The organism is Steroidobacter cummioxidans (assembly GCF_003104955.1).
Map to the genome: position 1 here is coordinate 161,418 of NZ_LSRW01000002.1, position 16,510 is coordinate 177,927.

Annotated in this window: 19 protein-coding genes; 10 read left to right on the forward strand and 9 right to left on the reverse strand. The window is 62.5% G+C overall.

Annotated features, from left to right (window positions below; all coding sequences use genetic code 11):
- The first annotated feature begins 134 nt into the window (after window positions 1-134).
- Window positions 135-1,703, forward strand: coding sequence for an ATP-binding protein (locus D0550_RS01295; RefSeq protein ID WP_116807280.1), 1,569 nt, complete (start codon window positions 135-137; stop codon window positions 1,701-1,703).
- On the opposite strand, the gene D0550_RS01300 is transcribed toward D0550_RS01295, so the two are convergent.
- Both D0550_RS01300 and D0550_RS01305 read right to left on the reverse strand, forming a co-directional pair.
- Window positions 1,704-2,738 carry a histone deacetylase family protein gene (locus tag D0550_RS01300; RefSeq protein ID WP_116807281.1) on the reverse strand — a complete coding sequence of 345 codons (1,035 nt, stop codon included), beginning with the start codon at window positions 2,736-2,738 and terminating at the stop codon, window positions 1,704-1,706.
- Entirely contained in the window at window positions 2,735-4,015 is a 1,281-nt protein-coding gene (locus D0550_RS01305) for a TetR/AcrR family transcriptional regulator (protein ID WP_161965574.1), read from the reverse strand. The genes D0550_RS01300 and D0550_RS01305 overlap by 4 nt, the downstream gene beginning before the upstream one ends.
- Before the next feature lie 239 nt (window positions 4,016-4,254).
- Here D0550_RS01305 and D0550_RS01310 point away from each other — a divergent pair, with 239 nt between their 5' ends.
- On the forward strand, window positions 4,255-4,611 hold the full coding sequence (locus tag D0550_RS01310; protein WP_116807283.1) for a PilZ domain-containing protein: 357 nt from the start codon (window positions 4,255-4,257) through the stop codon (window positions 4,609-4,611).
- Window positions 4,612-4,637: 26 nt separating this feature from the next.
- Here D0550_RS01310 and D0550_RS01315 read toward each other — a convergent pair whose 3' ends face one another.
- Window positions 4,638-5,150, reverse strand: a complete 513-nt coding sequence (locus D0550_RS01315) for a Dps family protein (RefSeq protein ID WP_116807284.1) — start codon at window positions 5,148-5,150, stop codon at window positions 4,638-4,640.
- 174 nt (window positions 5,151-5,324) lie between these two features.
- On the opposite strand from D0550_RS01315, the gene D0550_RS01320 reads away from it, so the two are divergent.
- Window positions 5,325-5,642, forward strand: coding sequence for an EF-hand domain-containing protein (locus tag D0550_RS01320; RefSeq protein ID WP_206606026.1), 318 nt, complete (start codon window positions 5,325-5,327; stop codon window positions 5,640-5,642).
- 36 nt (window positions 5,643-5,678) lie between these two features.
- Here D0550_RS01320 and D0550_RS01325 read toward each other — a convergent pair whose 3' ends face one another.
- Window positions 5,679-6,089 carry a DUF4431 domain-containing protein gene (locus tag D0550_RS01325; protein WP_116807285.1) on the reverse strand — a complete coding sequence of 137 codons (411 nt, stop codon included), beginning with the start codon at window positions 6,087-6,089 and terminating at the stop codon, window positions 5,679-5,681.
- 3 nt (window positions 6,090-6,092) lie between these two features.
- On the reverse strand, window positions 6,093-6,461 hold the full coding sequence (locus tag D0550_RS01330) for a GNAT family N-acetyltransferase (RefSeq protein ID WP_161965575.1): 369 nt from the start codon (window positions 6,459-6,461) through the stop codon (window positions 6,093-6,095).
- Between the two features lie 162 nt (window positions 6,462-6,623).
- Between D0550_RS01330 and D0550_RS01335 the strand changes: the two genes are divergently transcribed.
- A complete protein-coding gene (locus tag D0550_RS01335; RefSeq protein WP_206606027.1) occupies window positions 6,624-7,328 on the forward strand; it encodes an aminoglycoside 3'-phosphotransferase in 705 nt (234 codons plus the stop codon).
- A gap of 7 nt (window positions 7,329-7,335) precedes the next feature.
- Here the strand turns inward: D0550_RS01335 and D0550_RS01340 are convergent, their stop codons facing one another.
- Together D0550_RS01340 and D0550_RS01345 are read right to left on the reverse strand one after the other, a co-directional pair.
- Entirely contained in the window at window positions 7,336-7,686 is a 351-nt protein-coding gene (locus D0550_RS01340; protein ID WP_153066993.1) for a hypothetical protein, read from the reverse strand.
- A gap of 249 nt (window positions 7,687-7,935) precedes the next feature.
- Window positions 7,936-8,901 (reverse strand): LysR family transcriptional regulator, encoded by a 966-nt coding sequence (locus D0550_RS01345; RefSeq protein WP_241520682.1) that lies wholly within the window; start codon window positions 8,899-8,901, stop codon window positions 7,936-7,938.
- 105 nt (window positions 8,902-9,006) lie between these two features.
- Here D0550_RS01345 and D0550_RS01350 point away from each other — a divergent pair, with 105 nt between their 5' ends.
- From D0550_RS01350 to D0550_RS01365, 4 genes are all read left to right on the forward strand, one after another.
- A complete protein-coding gene (locus D0550_RS01350) occupies window positions 9,007-9,615 on the forward strand; it encodes an FMN-dependent NADH-azoreductase (protein WP_116807289.1) in 609 nt (202 codons plus the stop codon).
- Between the two features lie 68 nt (window positions 9,616-9,683).
- A complete protein-coding gene (locus tag D0550_RS01355) occupies window positions 9,684-10,349 on the forward strand; it encodes a response regulator transcription factor (protein WP_116807290.1) in 666 nt (221 codons plus the stop codon).
- The gene (locus D0550_RS01360; protein ID WP_116807291.1) at window positions 10,346-11,758 is read left to right on the forward strand and encodes a sensor histidine kinase; all 1,413 of its coding nucleotides are present in this window, start codon (window positions 10,346-10,348) and stop codon (window positions 11,756-11,758) included. The genes D0550_RS01355 and D0550_RS01360 overlap by 4 nt, the downstream gene beginning before the upstream one ends.
- Before the next feature lie 53 nt (window positions 11,759-11,811).
- Window positions 11,812-12,594, forward strand: coding sequence for a MipA/OmpV family protein (locus D0550_RS01365; protein WP_161965576.1), 783 nt, complete (start codon window positions 11,812-11,814; stop codon window positions 12,592-12,594).
- Between the two features lie 25 nt (window positions 12,595-12,619).
- Here the strand turns inward: D0550_RS01365 and D0550_RS01370 are convergent, their stop codons facing one another.
- The gene (locus D0550_RS01370) at window positions 12,620-13,498 is read right to left on the reverse strand and encodes a pirin family protein (RefSeq protein ID WP_116807293.1); all 879 of its coding nucleotides are present in this window, start codon (window positions 13,496-13,498) and stop codon (window positions 12,620-12,622) included.
- An 11-nt stretch (window positions 13,499-13,509) separates the two neighbouring features.
- Complete coding sequence (locus D0550_RS01375; protein ID WP_116807294.1) at window positions 13,510-14,232, reverse strand: pirin family protein; 723 nt, start codon at window positions 14,230-14,232, stop codon at window positions 13,510-13,512.
- Window positions 14,233-14,388: 156 nt separating this feature from the next.
- On the opposite strand from D0550_RS01375, the gene D0550_RS01380 reads away from it, so the two are divergent.
- Together D0550_RS01380 and D0550_RS01385 are read left to right on the forward strand one after the other, a co-directional pair.
- Window positions 14,389-14,889, forward strand: coding sequence for an RNA polymerase sigma factor (locus tag D0550_RS01380; RefSeq protein ID WP_116807295.1), 501 nt, complete (start codon window positions 14,389-14,391; stop codon window positions 14,887-14,889).
- A 3-nt stretch (window positions 14,890-14,892) separates the two neighbouring features.
- On the forward strand, window positions 14,893-15,966 hold the full coding sequence (locus D0550_RS01385) for a FecR family protein (RefSeq protein WP_116807296.1): 1,074 nt from the start codon (window positions 14,893-14,895) through the stop codon (window positions 15,964-15,966).
- Window positions 15,967-16,510: the final 544 nt, after the last annotated feature.

Sequence of the window (16,510 nt, forward strand, 5' to 3'; positions counted from 1 at the left end):
GAAAATACCTAGCTGCCCCTCGATCGTGACCGGGCGCACACGTCCCGGTCGCGCTCGGCTGGAAAATACGCGGCCGCAGCCAGGATTGGAAAATCTCCGGTGAGCCCATCCGGAGTGCGAGGAACTGAGGTTAGATGAAGATCCTGCATCTTGAGGACAATCCAAGCGATGCGCTCATTATCGAGCGCGGCATTCAGCGACAAGGCATCCAGGCGACTTTCATTCAAGTCCGCAGCTCCAGCGAATACGCCGCGGCGTTGCAGGACGGCGGCTTCGATGTGGTGCTGGTCGATAACAATCTGCCGGGCTACAGCGCCGAGGATGCGATCGCCGAATCCAAGGCCGCCTACCCCAACGTGCCGGTGATCGTTTGTTCCGGCGCCGCGCTCGACGCTGAAGTGGCCGCAAGTTTCGCGGCTGGCGCCAGCGATTACGTGCTCAAAGATCATCTTTGGCAGCTGAGTGCAGCGCTGCGCCGGAACATCAAACCGCCGCCACCGGTAGTCGCGCCTCCGCAAGCGGCCATGATGTTGCTGGTCGATGTCGTGCAGAAACTATCTCTGGCGCGCGGGCTGGAGGCCATCGTCGACATCGTTCGCAAGGCGGCCCGCCAACTCACTGGCTGCGATGGCGCGACCTTCGTACTGCGCGATGGCCCCTATTGTTATTACGTCGACGAAGACGCGATCTCGCCGCTTTGGAAAGGCCAACGCTTTCCGCTGGAGACCTGCATCAGCGGCTGGGCCATGCTCAACAGCCAGTCCGCCATCATTCCCGACATCTATAAGGACTCGCGCATTCCACACGCCGCGTATCGGCCGACCTTCGTGCACAGCCTCGCAATGGTGCCGATTCGCTCCTACGCACCGATCGGTGCCATTGGCAACTACTGGGCCAGGCATCACGAGTGCACGCCCCAGGAATTGATGCTGTTGGAAGCGCTCGCGAACACGACCGCAGTGGCGATGGAAAATATCGATGTCTATCAAAATCTGGAGCGCCAGGTTCGCGAGCGCACGCGCGAGCTGCAGACGGTGAACCAGGAGCTCGAGGCGTTTTCATCCGCGGTGTCGCACGATCTGCGCGCGCCGTTGCGAATCATGAATGCCGAGCTGGACATGGCTCGCGAACACGCCGGCGTGCTGCCGGCGACGTCGATCGATCGCTTGCGGGACTCCACCACGCGAATGGGCTCGCTCATCGATGACTTGCTGCGCCTGTCTCACATCACGCGCACCGAACTGTATTTGCAGCCGACCGACCTCAGCGAAATCGCGGGCAAGATCATGAACCGCCTGCGCAACGCCGAGCCACTACGCGAAGTCGACGTCAGCATCGCGCCGGGCTTGCGAGTGACGGCCGATGCCGGCCTGATGAGCGTGGTACTGGAGAACCTGTTATCGAACGCGTGGAAATACAGCTCCAAGCGTGAGCGCAGCCGCATCGAGCTCGACGCTTATCGCGACGCGACCGGGCGACTGGTGTATCGAGTGCAGGACAACGGCGCGGGCTTCAATCCGAATCAGGCTGATCGACTGTTCAAGCCCTTCACTCGCCTGCACGATGCGCGGCAGTTCCCGGGCGTCGGCATCGGCCTGGCGACCGTCCAACGCATCGTTCAACGGCACGGGGGCGAGATCTGGGCGAGCAGCGACGGTCGCACCGGCGCGCAGTTCATGTTTACTCTGGGCGCGCAAACCTGATCAGACGGCGTCTACGAATCCCTGCAGCACCTGCGCGACGTTGTGGCCGATCTCGGCGACGGCATAGCCGCCTTCGAGAATGAACACGGTCGGCAGTCCGAGGGCCGCGAGCTGCGCGCCGAGTTTCAGGTACTCGGGCTCGCGCAGCTGAAACTTGGAGATCGGATCGTCGGCGAAGGTATCGACGCCGAGTGAAATTACCAGCGCGTCCGGCTGGTACTCATTGATGCGACGGACCGCATCGCCCAGCGCATCGAACCACAGCGCATTGCTGCTGCCTGCCGGCAACGGATAGTTCTTGTTGTAGCCGAGCCCCTCGCCAGCCCCGGTCTCGTCGGCGTGCCCGAGGAAGAAGGGATACTCGGTGCGCGGATCGCCGTGGATGGAAAGAAACAGCACGTCGCTGCGATCGTAGAAGATGGTCTGCGTACCGTTGCCGTGGTGATAGTCCACATCCAGCACGACGACACTCTTCGCGCCGTTGTCACGAAACGCCTGAGCCGCAACCGCAGCGTTATTCACGAAGCAGTAGCCGCCGAGAAAATCGGGGCCCGCATGATGGCCCGGCGGTCGCGATAACGCGAACGCCGCGCGCTCGCCGCCACTGACGATCTGCTGCGCGGTCAATGCGATGTCAGCACCCAGCTTCGCCGCCGTCCACGTGCCCGCCATCAGCGGCGTGCCGCTGTCGAAAGAATACAAGCCCAATTTGCCCGAGAAGGTCTCAGGCTCGATGTCGCTGCGCAAACCTCGCACCGGCCACACGGCGGGCAACGCGTCGTTCGTGTAGCCCTGCGCAGTCCACAGATCCCAGGCTTTTTCCAGAAAGCGGATGTAGCGCGGCGCATGGACGCGCTCGAGCGCAGATACCGGAAATTCCTGCGGCTCCATGATCGGCCCGAAATTGCGAGCCTTCACCGCGTCATGAACGAAGTCGGCGCGTTCCGGCTTCTCGAAGCACGGCACCATCTGACCACGATACATTTCCCTGTCACCGGCGTGCAGACGGTGACGATCGCTGTAGATGATTTTCATGAACGAGCCTGGAGCCCCACGGCGACCAGATTGGCGATTTCGCGGGCGATGTGTTGCTGTTGTACCGGGTCGGTGGGCACGTCATCCTTGACCAGCCAGCTGAGCAGGCCGGGCAACATCAGCGCACGCGCATGCACGTCCACCTCTTTGATCGTCTGCTCGCGCGCGCCTTGGCGGATCAACTCGTGATACGCGTCGCCGAGCTGATCGGAACGCACCGCGAACTTCGCCTGACCTTCCGGCGACAACGCGCCGTGCCCGACCAGCGGCGACAATGGATTCAAGTCTTCGTTGGGATAAGCGCGCGCCAGCGCGTCCATCGATGCGGACAACGCTTCCATTCGCGTGCCCGAATATTCGAGCATGCGGTCTTTGATGAATAGAAAGATGCGGAAGGCGCGCTCGTAACAAGCCGACACCACCTCCTGCTTGCTGCCGATGTGGTGATGGAACGTGCGCTTGGTCGTTCCCAACTGAGCGGCGATCTCTTCGAGCGACGTGGCATCGATGCCTTTGCGATTGAAGGCGCGCGACGCGGCTCGCAACAACGCTTCACGCTTCGCTTCGAGCGCAGCGTCGCGATCGAACGCACTGACGACTTGGGGCGCGAGCGCGGAAAGATCCAGCGGCTGATAATTCGGCAACCCGGCACGCGTGGAGAATCCTTCGAGGACCGTTGCCATGACCGCCGACCGCAAGCGCTCCGCGCCCATCGGACCGACTGCATGTGCCCACGGTCTTGCGAGCGGCGCCCAGGTCACCAGACTCAGGATGACGCGCGCATTCACTTCGATGTCGCAGGCTCGCAGCACGCCTTCGCGGTGCCCGGTTTCGAGCAGATGGGCGAGCCGGGCAGTCAGCGCGTCGTACAGCCCCTGGATGGTGTCGCGCTGAGTCTGGTTCATCATCGCGATCTCGGCGCGGGCCGCGATCTCTGGCTCCTTCGGGTCCAGCATGCGACTGATGAAATCGATCAATATGTCGGCCGATGTACCACCGACGCGCTCAGCTTCCCGCAGGTGGCGCGCGATGATTTCGGCTGCGCGCCGATAGCATTGAAATACCAGATCCTCGCGATCGGCGACGTAGTGGTACATCGCCCCGCGCGTGACGCCCAGTTTCGCGGCGATTTCCGCCAGCGAGGTGAGCAACACGCCCTTCTGATTCAATTGACGAGCGGCTTCATCGAGCACCCGCTCGTGACGATTGACCACGCCCCCCGAGGCTGGCGCCTCGGCGGTGGGCTGGGCCGCGCTGTCTTTGGGATTCGAAGTCATGGTGGTAAACCGACAGTTACCCATAGTAACCCGCAGCGGCGCTCTCGTTCACCCCGCCCCGCACCGAGTACCGGCCCTGGACGGCACCCCCTCACGAGCGGACGAGAGCCGGTTCACAGTTCCAAGCAGCCATCGCCGCGTGCGGGGGTCAGTTTTTCCATGGCTGCGTTACGCTTCGCCCGACCCCGGGTGACGTAAGCCATTGCCCGATCGTTTCACAACCAAGCACCACGGCTGACATGGAGTCTTTTTTCGGCTCGCATGGCCCCACTTCCGACGCTGGGGCGACCCGTATCAAGGCCATGCGCTGGCCGGCCAGCTTGCGCCTGGGCCATACCACCATGCTGACGGGCAAAGCGATTCAGATTTCCAACTCCGGCGTCGGCCTGCTGATGGACCGGACGGTGCGGGAAGGTGAGACCGCGCTGGTGCGGGTCGACGCTTTCGTGGACGGCAATCCGCTGCGGCTGCAGGCGCGGACCAGCGTGGTCTGCTGTACCTGCGTGGGCATGGACGGCTTCCGGATTTCGCTGCGCTTCCAGGACTTGGATGAAGATGCGCAGAACGCGGTTGACGCGTTACTACGCGCCCGCTGAGAGGCAGCGGGCGCGCTCACTGACGATCACTTCAACAGACTGCGCAGCATCCACGCGGTCTTTTCATGAACCTGCAGACGCTGGGTCAGCAGATCTGCAGTGGACTCGTCGCCGCCTTTTTCCGCAGCGGGGAACGCCGCCCGCGCGGTGCGCGCAACAGCTTCATGACCGGCGACCAGTAGCCGTACCATCTCCATCGCTTCAGGCACGCCCTCGGTCTCCTCGATCGAGGTCAGGCGGGCGAACTGGCTATAGGTGCCCGGCGCCGGATAGCCCAGCGAACGGATGCGCTCGGCCACCGCATCCAGCGCGTTCCACAGCTCGGTGTACTGCCCCATGAACATCAGGTGCAGCGTGTTGAACATCGGCCCTTCGACGTTCCAATGGAAATTGTGAGTCTTCAGGTACAGCGAATAGGTATCGGCCAGCACCTTTGCCAGGCCATCCGCAATCTTTTCGCGGTCTTTACTGCTAATACCGATGTCGATGGCGACCGCATCGCCCTTGCCGCCGTTTTTCTTGGAACTTTGTTTGGCCATACCGATTCTCCTGGGATATTCGCGCTACCGAACTGAATCTGTTCACGATCCTACCCGGTCGTTCCACAGCCCTCCAACAGGGAGGCTCTATGTATGCGATCGACGACAGCGACAGGGTTCAGTGAGCATTCATAGCGCATACATTGCAATACGCGCGGCGACCGCTGGGACGCCGTGGACCACGAAGGGATGAGAGACCTGATGATGCAAAAGCTTGTTTTTGCCGCGATCGCTGGCAGCGCCTGTCTGTTGAGCGCCGTCGGCGCGCGCGCCGATGACGCCAAGGACAAACTGGTGGCGGCCGAATCGTTCGCCACACTCGACCGCAACGGTGACGGCCGCATCAGCCGCTCCGAAGCCGGCTTCGACCGCAGTCTGTCGCAGACTTTTGCCGAGCTCGACACCGACGGCGACGGCTTCGTGTCCGCCGAGGAATTCAGCGCTGCCCAACAACAAGAAAGCGCCACGGTAGGCAAGCTCACGCCGAAGTAACCTTGTCGGCCGCAGGGCGGTCCGCCGGCCGCCCGGTCAGGGCAGCACACTGGTTCTGCGAATATCGTCCGGCGTGATCACCAGACGTTTTTGATAGTTGGCACCGCCGTGCCGCAACTCGCCGGTGACCAGCACCTTCTGTCCGAGCAGGGATCGATATTGCTGGTATTGCTCCGGCGCCAATGCCAACTCGATCTCCAGCTGGATGATTTCTCGGGGATATTGCCTGTTGGCATCGACGCAGGTGCGTTGCTCCAGCTGCAGAATCCAGATGACCCGCGGCTCATCGCCCTTGGTCACACTCTCGTAATCCGGCGGACCGGCGTAGGTCTGACGCACGATCGTGCCGGGGATTTGAAGGGGTCCGTATTGCAGGCACGAGAAATCGACGGCTGCGGCCGGCAGCATCACACTGAACAGTACGACCGCAAACAAAGGTCGCCACATACTCTATTCCGGCCTGCGCAACTCGTAGCGCAATTCACCATCGGCGCTCGTTCCCGCCAGGCGCCAGCCCGCCGCCTCATAGAAGCGCGAGGCGCGAGTGCCCGACTCCGTCGTCAGCCACAGTCGATCGTGTCCGTGCTCCCAGAGCCACGCAACCATGACTTTGTGCAATTGACGGCCGTAACCCTGACGTTCCTGCCCGGGCTCGACGAACAACGCCCAGATGCTGGCGTTGGCCGCATTGCCGATGGCAAAGGCCACGATGTTTCCATCCCGCTCGACCACCCAGCCCCGGCCCGTGGTTTCGATCTCGAGCAGGTAATCCTGTTCAGACAGCTGCCGGGACACGAGCCGATTCTCGAGGACGGACATGCGCACTCGATGCATGCCCGCAATGTCTGACGCGACGGCTTGCCTGATGAGAGCGTCAGGAGTGTGCATACGCAACCGGCGCAACCGACATCGAGGCTCGCATCCTTCCAATCTCCGCTATCGTTGCCTGGCTCGAGTATGCAACAACGAGACGATCCAATCTTGACTGAACCTGTCCCGCCCAAAGTCCTGGAACTGTGCGCCGATGAACGACCCAAGCTCGTGTGGACCAACGAGCGCGGCGGTACGACTTATCGAGCGGGCGCACGCTTCATCAAATGGAGCCCGCACACGACCGGCCTCGATCTGGACGCGGAGCGTGTCCGGCTGCAATGGGCCGCGCGATACCACAACGTTCCGCGCGTGCTGGACTGGGGCGCGAACGACGCAGCTCAGTGGTTGATCACAGCCGCATTGCCCGGCACGAGCGCCGTGATGGAACCCTGGCTCTCACAACCGCTGCTCGCCGCGCGAGCCATCGGACGTGGCCTGCGCATACTTCACGAAACGCTGCCGATCGCCGAATGTCCGTTCGAATGGTCGCCCGAGAAACGCACGGGCTACCGCGTTCCTGCCAGTGAGCTTGGCACCCCGCCGATCGACCGCCTGGTCGTATGTCATGGCGATCCCTGTTCGCCAAACACCCTCATGGGTGCCGATGCCAACCCGATCGGCCATGTGGATCTCGGCTCGTTGGGCGTGGCCGACCGCTGGGCCGACCTGGCCGTCGCGAGCGTCAATCTCGATTACAACTACGGGCCGGGGTGGGAACAGGAATTCTTCCGGGCCTATGACATCGAGCCGGACCCGGAACGCATTGCTTACTATCGTTTTCTCTGGGACAACGAAGACCGCATCGGCCAGTGATGCAATCTCAACTCGACGGCAGCAACCGGCGCCAGAACTGACGAAGCGCACCGATTTGCGGCGCGACGCGAGCGACCGGCGCGGGACGGCCCACGAACACTTGTTTGCGAGTGCTGTACGCCGCCTGACTCCCCGTCTGATCGGCGCCGTAGATGGCGCACCCCATGTCGGATGGTTCAACCAGCCGCAAGCCTGCGTGCTCCAGGCGGGCCAGTTGCTCTTCGCTCACATGACGCTCGAACACACCGGTGGCAGTTTGCCACTCCCACACCGTGCGACCTTCGTCGAACACCGCGCGCCCGGACTTCCGTTCCGCTGCCGGGGATGGCGACATCTTCTTATCATCCAGCTGACCCATGACCTCTCCTAGTTCTTTCTTGTAGGTCCGGCGCCCGCCGCTGATCGGGTATTCACCGGTTGGATCAGTTATCGTTGCGTAGCGGAAAATCTTGGATAAGACCAACCCTGAATGCCCCTATAAGGCCGAGCAGCAAGCGATGTTTACTGCGGATCCTTCCCAGGCTGGCGGTTTTTCCTTGCCGCGTCGGCGGCAAACCCTTGCCGCAGGCTCAGGCCGTAGCTGTCGGCGTTGCCACCTCAACCGCAATCATCCCTGCTCATGCCCGGCGGCGAGGCAGGCATTCTTCACCTCTTCCTTGATGATCTGCGCCAGCCGCAACGCGCCTGGCCCGGCGCCCTCACGATCGGCAAAGACCAGATACAACGATCGGCTGAGTTGATTCATATCTCGCATCGGCAGCGGTTTCAGCTCGCCGTTACGCAGCTCCGTGCGAATCTTTTCTTCGGGCAGCCACGAGAACCCGTAACCCCGCGATACCGCACCGATCGACGTGCTCATGTTGCTCACGGTCCAGCGGCGCGCGACATCGAGCGTCAACGCTTTCTTGTCGCGCTTGGCACTCGTATCGCGCACGATGATGTGACGATGCTTGCGCAGATCGCGATATTCCACCGGCCGGCCGAGCTTGTGCAGCTCATGATCGGGATGCGCGACCGCGGTGGCGCGCACCGTCATCAGATGCTCCGCCGGCATGCCAGGCGGAATGATGCCGGTGATCACCAGATCCGCCTTGCCCGTGCGCAATGCCTCGGGCGTGCCCTCGAGCACGGTCTCGAACCATTCGATGCGGGTCTGTGGACTTTCCTTGCCGAAGCGATCCAGGCATTGAAACATCAACCAGTTCGGAAACAGGATCTCGACCGCGATGGCGATCTCCGCTTCCCACCCCGCCGAAGCCCGACCCGCTGCGCGCTCGATCGCGTCCGCATCCTCGAGCAGCAAGCGGGCCCGCCGGTACAGCATCTCGCCAACCGACGTGAGCCTGGCCTTGCGACCCTGGATCTCGAATGCCTTCACCTGCAGGGTCGATTCGAGCTTCTGCACGGCGTAGGTCACGGACGACTGGCTCTTATGCAGCGCCTCTGCCGCCCGGGCGTAACCGCCGGCCTCGACGACCGCAATCAGGCAGCGCCACTGCTCCATGCTGATGTGAGGTAACCGCATGGCAGGCAAGGCTTTTTTGGCAGGGGACTTGGATGCGCGAGTGACCATATATCGATCCAGTCGATGAATTTCACCGAAATCTTCAGCTTTTTAATCGATCCATTCAATATTTAAATAGGGACCACTGAAAACAAGGCTGATTCGGAGGTCCTCATGAGCACTTTGCTACAGATCAATGCCAGCCTGGCCGGCGCCAACGGTCAGTCTTCCCGCCTCGCCCAGCACTTCGTCGCTGACTGGCAGGCCCAGCATCCCGAAGGCCGCGTCATCACGCGCGACCTCGCCAGCGAGCCCGTGCCGCACCTGACGGCTGAGCGCTTCCAGGCGTTCCTGTCGCAGCCCGATGCGCGCACTGAAGAGCAACGCGCAGTGAACGCGTATTCCGATGCGCTGATCGAGGAGATCAAGAGCGCCGACACCATTGTGTTTGCGGTGCCGATGTACAACTTCAGCGTCCCCTCGACGTTGCGTGCGTACTTCGATCACATCGCGCGCGCCGGCGTGACGTTCCGCTACACCGCCAACGGCGCGGAAGGATTGCTCAAGGGCAAGAAGGCGTATGTGTTCATCACTCGCGGCGGCTTCTATGCCGACGCGGCTGATACACAGACGCCGTACCTGAAACAGTTCCTCGGCTTCATCGGCATCACCGATGTCAGCTTCATCTTTGCCGAGGGCCTGGCCATGGGCGACGCAGCCCGCGAAAAGAGTCTGGCTCAGGCGCACGACACGATTGGAGAGTTGCTCCCCCGCGCCGCGTAATCGACCCCTGCGCCGATTCGAGGGCACCCATCTTGACAGCCGCACGTTCGTCCCCGAACGTGCGGCGCATGCGCATCCTGCTGGTTGAAGATGACAACATGATCGGTCAGAGCCTCAGAGAGGCATTGACCGAGAATGGCCTGACCGTCGATTGGGTGAAAGACGGCGTGCTGGCGCAAGGCGCTCTGGCACAGGGCGGCTATGCGGCCGTGTTACTGGATCTAGGATTGCCCCGCCGCTCGGGACTCGAAGTCCTGCGCCGCGCCCGACAGGACGGCGATCGCACCCCCATGCTGGTGCTGACTGCGCGAGACGGCGTCGATGATCGCGTCGAAGGGTTGGATGTCGGCGCGGACGATTACCTGGTCAAGCCATTCGAAATGCGCGAACTGCTGGCGCGCATGCGAGCCATCGTTCGCAGAGTCGGCGGGCACGCTCAATCCACCATCGGCACGGCGCAAACTCAGTTGGACCTTTCCAGCCGCGAGCTGACTCACGCCGGCAGCTCGATCCTGCTATCCGCCAAGGAATTCCGTCTCATGCATGCGCTGCTCGAACGGCCGGGCGCGATCCTGTCGCGCACTCAACTGGAAGAGCGGTTGTATGGTTGGGGCGAAGAGGTCAGCAGCAATGCGGTCGAAGTTCTGATTCACGGCGTGCGTCGCAAGCTCGGCGCCGATGTGATTCGTAACGTCCGCGGCCTCGGCTGGCGCGTCAGCAAGGACGCGTCATGAAGAAATCGCTGCGCAAACAACTCATGACCTGGTTGCTGCCACTCTATGTAGTGGCAGCCATCGCCGCAGCGATCGTGACTTACTACGTGTTCGGCAGCATGGTCAGCGTCTTCATGGACAATCAGCTGCGCCTGTTCGCCGAGTCGCACGCTGGAGCGTCTGGCTCCGCGCCGGTATTACGACCGCTCACTCGCTATAACGTGGTCGACAAGGGCGACATGTTCGTGCAGATCTGGGATCGCAACCAACGACTGGTGGCAACGTCCTGGCCCGAGCTGGATCTGCAGCGGCAGCCTTCCCAAGGCTTTCATGACGTAACCATCGGCGACTCGCGCTGGCGCGTTTACACCCTGCAATCCCCGGATCGCACCGTACAGAGCGCGCAAAGCCTGTATTTCCGCCGCCATCTGGCGAAATCGCAGGCACTGCAGATGGCGCTGCCGGTGCTGCTGATGATTCCGATCTCGGCCATCTTCCTGTGGTTCGGCATGCGGCCCGCGGTGCGCCGACTCGAATTGATTTCGCGCGCAGCCGCGCAACAGGATGAGCACCGCTTGACTGAGCTGCCAGTCGAGCATGCGCCCTGTGAGATCAAGCCGCTGGTGATGGCGGTGAATACGTTGCTGGCTCGGTTGCGAAATGCATTCAGCGCTCAGCGTCGCTTCGTGCAGGACGCGGCACACGAGCTGCGCACGCCGATCACGGCGATGAGTTTGCAGCTGGAGAATCTGAAATCGCGTATGCCGGATACGGCGTCGGCCGACCAGTTGAAGCAGCTCGAAGCGGGCCTGGCGCGGACCAAACGACTGGTCGAGCAGTTACTGCGACTGGCACGTCAGGAATCGCCGCGGCCGGCGGATCCGCCGGTCGCGATCCAGCTGGACGGCATGCTCAAGTCCAGCATTGCTGAGTTCATGGCACTCGCGGACAAGCGCAGTATCGACCTCGGCTACGCGGCAGATATCGACGCAACCGTGCACGCGAACGAAGACGAGTTGCGGAGCCTGATTCACAACTTGCTGGACAATGCGCTTCGCTACACGCCGACCGGCGGTATCGTCGATGTGACGTTGCACCGAGACACCGGTGTTGTGACTGTCGAAATCGCCGATAACGGCACCGGCATTCCTGCCGAACTGCTGCCACGTGTGTTCGATCGGTTCTTCCGTATCGAGGGCGCAGAAACGGAAGGCAGCGGACTCGGCCTTGCGATCGCCAAGAACGCAGCGGAACGGAATCGCGTCGCGTTGGAGTTGATCAATCGCGTCGACGGCTCGGGATTGATCGCGCGGATGCGTTTTGAAACCGCGCTCGTGACACTGCAGCCAGCGCCCAAGCCGGCTGCAGTTGAGCATGAAGAACCTTCGGCCGCATCCGAGCTCGCCGCCGAGACGCAGCCGCCGGATTAAGTCTGCGCTAAGTCTCGCCCCCTATGCTGGTCTCGCCTACTCGGGAGACCATCATGCTCTTGCCCCGTCTTGCGCTGCTGATATTCAGCGGCGTCGGCCTTTGTTACGCCGGAAATCTGGTTGCTCAGCATCGTGACGACGTTCACGAACAGTCGTGGCAAGTCACCGCCGGCGTCGGCGTGATCGCACGGCCCGACTTTCCCGGCAGTGACTCGCACGAGGTGCTGCCGCTGCCGGCGTTCAATGTGACTTACGGCGATCGTTGGTTTCTGAACGCGGACGGCTTGGGAGCATACCTGGTCCGCCGCGATCGCAGCTCGCTGACGTTATCCCTGGCGCCGGATGTCACACGGCGCGATGAATCCGATTCAGCACATCTGCGCGGCCTCGGCGACGTGGATCGCACGGCCGTCGCGCGGCTCAAAGGCGCTTACAACCTGGGACCCGTGACTGCAACGGCGGCTATATCGACCGACATTGCCGATCAAGGGCATGGCACCGTCGCGGAACTGACTCTGCAAAGCCGCACCGACATCACGCAGCGCTTCTCGCTCAGCTATGGAATCGCGGCGCGCTGGATCGACGATGAATACGCCGAAAGTTTTTTCGCCGTCGACCCCCAACAAAGCCGTAGATCGGGCTTGTCTCAGTATGAAGCGCGAAGCGGTGTCGGCGACGCGAGACTCTTCGTCAACGCCGTCTACGCGCTCAGCCCGCGCTGGATCGTCGCCGCAGGCGCGGCCGCGGCACAGTTGCAAGGCGACGCGAAGGACAGCCCGATCGTCGCAGACGATTCATACTTTCAGTTCGACGCGGCGGTGATGTATCGATTTTGACGGCATCACCGCCGCGGCGGCGTTACTACAGCGGCTGCGGCGTCGGCGGCGGATCTTCCGGCAACGGAATGAACTCCTGATCGTCGCCGACCGGCAGCTGGATACGTCCCGCTTTCCAGTCCGCCTTCGCCTGCTCGATCCGCTCCTGGCTCGATGACACGAAGTTCCACCAGATGTGGCGCGGCCCAACCGCCTCGCCCCCGAGCAGCATCACGATGGACGGCTCGATCGCAGTGATCGCCGGCATCGAGCCCGGCGACAGCACCGCCATCTGTCCCGTCTCGTACTGCTCGCCATCGATGCGCACAGAACCCTTGGCCACATAAATGGCACGCTCGCTGTAACCGCCGCAAACATCCGTCGTCCGTCCAGCATCCATTTCGAGATGCACGTAGAACAATGGCGAATGCGTCGTCACCGGGCTCGTCATGCCATACGCCGAGCCAGCGATGACTTTGACGCTCAAGCCCTTGTCCACATGCGACGGTAACTGATGCGCATCGAAGTGCACGAAGGCCGGCGCTGCTTCCTCCGCCGCTTCCGGTAACGCAATCCACGCCTGAATGCCATTCAGCGAGCCGCCGGTTTCGCGAATGCTATCGAAGCGCTCCGAATGACTGATGCCGCGCCCGGCCGTCATCCAGTTCACTTCACCCGGCCGGATGGTCTGATGAAAGCCGACACTGTCCCGATGCACGATCTCGCCATCGTACAGATACGTGATGGTGGAAAGGCCGATGTGAGGATGCGGCCTCACATCGGTCTTGCGGGGTACCTGGGGCGGAAAATTCACCGGCCCCATGTGGTCGAAAAAAATGAACGGTCCGACCATGCGACGCTGGGTCCAGGGCAGGACCCGGCCGACTTCGAAGCCGCCCAGGTCCTTGCGTCGCGAAGGAATCATCAACTCAATTGTCACTGCCGCACTCCAGAGGGAACTCGCTGCAGATCGAACACTATCACCTCGGCGTCCAATCCATTAGTCAGGGACAATGCCGCAGTGTCCGTCAGTGCCAGCGCGTCGCCCGCATTCAACACGTTGGTGTTGGCCGTCACCGTGCCGCGCGCCACGTGCAAGTACACCTGACGATCGGCGCCGATCGGAAACTCGACCTGCTCCGCGCCGCTGATCAAGCCGGCATACACCTTCGCATCCTGATGGATCGTGACCGAGCCGTTCGCCCCATCGGGCGACGCGATCAGCCGCAACTTGCCGCGCTTCTCCTCGTCCGCAAAGTGCTTCTGTTCGTAGCTCGGCTGCACGCCCCGCTGATTCGGCTGAATCCAGATCTGCAGGAAATGCACCGGCCGCTCGCGCGACGGATTGAATTCGCTGTGCGTCACCCCGCGCCCCGCGCTCATGCGCTGAACGTCGCCGGGACGGATGGTCTCGCCGGTGCCCATCGAGTCCTTGTGCGCCAACTCGCCATCGAGCACGTAGCTGATGATCTCCATGTCCCGATGCCCGTGCGTCCCGAAGCCCGCGCCGGCGGCCACGCGATCCTCATTGATCACGCGCAGGGCACCGAACTCGACGTGCCGAGGATCGTAGTAATCCGCGAACGAAAAGGTGTGGAACGACTTCAGCCAGCCGTGATCGGCATAGCCGCGTTCGTTACTGCGTCGGATGTTCTGCATGTCGGCCTCCTGTTTCGATGGGCCCAAGGTACGCCGCCAGCGCCCCCGGAAATAGCACGCCCCGGCCATAAATCTTATGCTCCGGGCAGGTTTCGGCCCTCGCCCCCTCATAGCCCCAGAGCCTCATCGAAAGCCATCCGGGAAACGCCCGCCGACATGCCCTCCGGCCGCAGCCAACGCATCGCCGAATGGGCCCGCCACTGGAACGCGGGCCTGACGCGCTATTTGCGCCGTCGGCTGCCTGGCCGCATCGACCCGGAGGACCTGGCCCAGGAGGTCTACGTCCGCCTGCTCCGGGTCGAACAGATCGAGCACATCAAGGAGCCGCAGGCCTACCTGTACCGGGTCGCCAGCAACGTCGCCCAGGAATGGCGCATGCGAGCCGTCCACGCCCGCCCCCACAGCGACGCCGAACTGGACACCCTGGTCGCGACCGCCACCCCGGAATCGCTGCTCGACGACGCGCAATTCAAGGCGCAGCTCGACTCGGCCCTGCAGACGATGACGCCCATGGTGCGAGCGGTGGTGTACCTGAAGCTGCGTGAGGACCTGTCTCACGATGAGATCGCCAGCCATTTGGGGGTCACGCCTCGGATGGTGCGAAGAATGTTGACCACCGGTTACGCCCACCTCCGCGAGCACATCGAGTTCGATTGACCCATGCAATCCGATCAAGACAACACCCGAGATCCAGCCACGACGCACGCCCGGCAGTGCGCCGCGCATTGGCTGTCGGTGCTGTCGGATGAGCACTGCACCGAGGCCGAGCGACGGCAGTTCTTCGTTTGGCTGCGCTCGTCGGGCCAGCACGTGGATGAGTTCCTGCGACTGAGCCGCCTCACGGGACGCATGAGTCAGCGCGAGCTGTGGCCGGATGCGGATATGGCAGAGCTCATTGCGCAGGCTAAGGTCAGTGCTGAAGCGAATGTGACGCTGCTCGATCAACCCGCCGTCTTCGTTACTCGCACCGAACGCAAGGCGGTGCGATGGTCAATGGCAGCTGCGGCTGCCTGCGTATTTGTTTTGGTTGGATTGCTTGCCGGACGCTCACAGATCGAACAGTGGCTCGCACCGGAGTATGTGACGGCTGTGGGCGAGCAGCGCTCCATTACGCTGGAAGACGGCTCGGTGGTTGAGCTCAACAGTCAGTCTCGGTTGCGGGCACATTTCGAAGATCACCTGCGGGCGATTGAATTGCTGGAGGGTGAAGCGATCTTCCGCGTTTCCAAAGACCCGAATCGTCCGTTCCGTGTGCGCACGGGTGCAACTGACATTGTTGCGGTTGGCACAGCATTCAATGTGAAGGCCAATGACTCACGCACGGTCGTGACTGTGTTGGAAGGTCGCGTACGCGTGAATCAGCGCGATGCCGCCGAGCGCTCGGCAGCCGCGACCGATAAAGCCATCAGCGAATTCGAGCTCGCGGTCGGCGATCAGCTGATCGTCGCGAAGTCTCAACCTGCGATTCGAGTGTCGCTGCGTGATACGGAGAAGGTGACGTCGTGGACAGAGCGAAGGCTGATCTTCGAAGACACGCCGTTGTCGGCGGCGGCTGCGGAGTTTGCTCGCTACAGTCCTCGCGCGATTCGCATTCAGGATCCGGCTGTGGCGGAAAGGAAAATTAACGGCGTGTTCGATGCGACGGATCCGGCGTCGTTGGCGGAGTTCTTGAAGGGTGATGAGACGTTGGATGTTCGGAACGATGCGGATGGGTGGACTGTTCGCGCTCGATAAGATTTAAGAGGCGTCGGTGGTCCGCGTCGTCGTTGCTGTCGGAGGCGTTAGTGGTCTGCGTCGACGGGAGCGACCTACCTCCGCCCGGCACCGGGCACGGCCGGAGCGCTAGCGCTCCTACACCGCACGTCCATGATGAGCCCTGCTGTTTCGGCCCCGTCCATGTGCCGAAAAGCTGCCGGGCGGAGGTAGGTCGCTCCCGCCGCCGCCGAAAGGTCACAGCAACTTCGCGCGTGACTCTGCTCCCACCCCCAACCGTTGGTTGTGAGTTTGAGGCTGATCGTTGTCGCAACGGCAGTTGCGGCCGCGCTAAAGCGCGGCCGCTGCTGTCGCTGCTACACCGCGCAAGCTGAAATCTATAGCCGACGTCGGCCGGGTCGGAGATAAGTCACGCGCGAAAGCCGCTGTGACGCTTCGGCGTCGTCGGGAGTGACCTACCTCGTCCCGGCGGCTTTGCGGTACAGGGACGGGACCGCAACAGCAGGGCTCATCAGGGACGTGCGGTGTAGGAGCGCAAGCGCTCCGGCCGTGCCCGGCGCCGGGA

Coding starts and splice junctions, on each gene's coding strand:
- D0550_RS01295 (WP_116807280.1), top strand. CDS start 135: ATGAAGATCCTGCATCTTGAGGACAATCCAAGCGATGCGCTCATTATC.
- D0550_RS01300 (WP_116807281.1), bottom strand. CDS start 2,738: ATGAAAATCATCTACAGCGATCGTCACCGTCTGCACGCCGGTGACAGG.
- D0550_RS01305 (WP_161965574.1), bottom strand. CDS start 4,015: ATGACTTCGAATCCCAAAGACAGCGCGGCCCAGCCCACCGCCGAGGCG.
- D0550_RS01310 (WP_116807283.1), top strand. CDS start 4,255: ATGGAGTCTTTTTTCGGCTCGCATGGCCCCACTTCCGACGCTGGGGCG.
- D0550_RS01315 (WP_116807284.1), bottom strand. CDS start 5,150: ATGGCCAAACAAAGTTCCAAGAAAAACGGCGGCAAGGGCGATGCGGTC.
- D0550_RS01325 (WP_116807285.1), bottom strand. CDS start 6,089: ATGTGGCGACCTTTGTTTGCGGTCGTACTGTTCAGTGTGATGCTGCCG.
- D0550_RS01330 (WP_161965575.1), bottom strand. CDS start 6,461: ATGTCCGTCCTCGAGAATCGGCTCGTGTCCCGGCAGCTGTCTGAACAG.
- D0550_RS01340 (WP_153066993.1), bottom strand. CDS start 7,686: ATGGGTCAGCTGGATGATAAGAAGATGTCGCCATCCCCGGCAGCGGAA.
- D0550_RS01345 (WP_241520682.1), bottom strand. CDS start 8,901: ATGGTCACTCGCGCATCCAAGTCCCCTGCCAAAAAAGCCTTGCCTGCC.
- D0550_RS01350 (WP_116807289.1), top strand. CDS start 9,007: ATGAGCACTTTGCTACAGATCAATGCCAGCCTGGCCGGCGCCAACGGT.
- D0550_RS01355 (WP_116807290.1), top strand. CDS start 9,684: ATGCGCATCCTGCTGGTTGAAGATGACAACATGATCGGTCAGAGCCTC.
- D0550_RS01360 (WP_116807291.1), top strand. CDS start 10,346: ATGAAGAAATCGCTGCGCAAACAACTCATGACCTGGTTGCTGCCACTC.
- D0550_RS01365 (WP_161965576.1), top strand. CDS start 11,812: ATGCTCTTGCCCCGTCTTGCGCTGCTGATATTCAGCGGCGTCGGCCTT.
- D0550_RS01370 (WP_116807293.1), bottom strand. CDS start 13,498: ATGATTCCTTCGCGACGCAAGGACCTGGGCGGCTTCGAAGTCGGCCGG.
- D0550_RS01375 (WP_116807294.1), bottom strand. CDS start 14,232: ATGCAGAACATCCGACGCAGTAACGAACGCGGCTATGCCGATCACGGC.
- D0550_RS01380 (WP_116807295.1), top strand. CDS start 14,389: ATGCCCTCCGGCCGCAGCCAACGCATCGCCGAATGGGCCCGCCACTGG.
- D0550_RS01385 (WP_116807296.1), top strand. CDS start 14,893: ATGCAATCCGATCAAGACAACACCCGAGATCCAGCCACGACGCACGCC.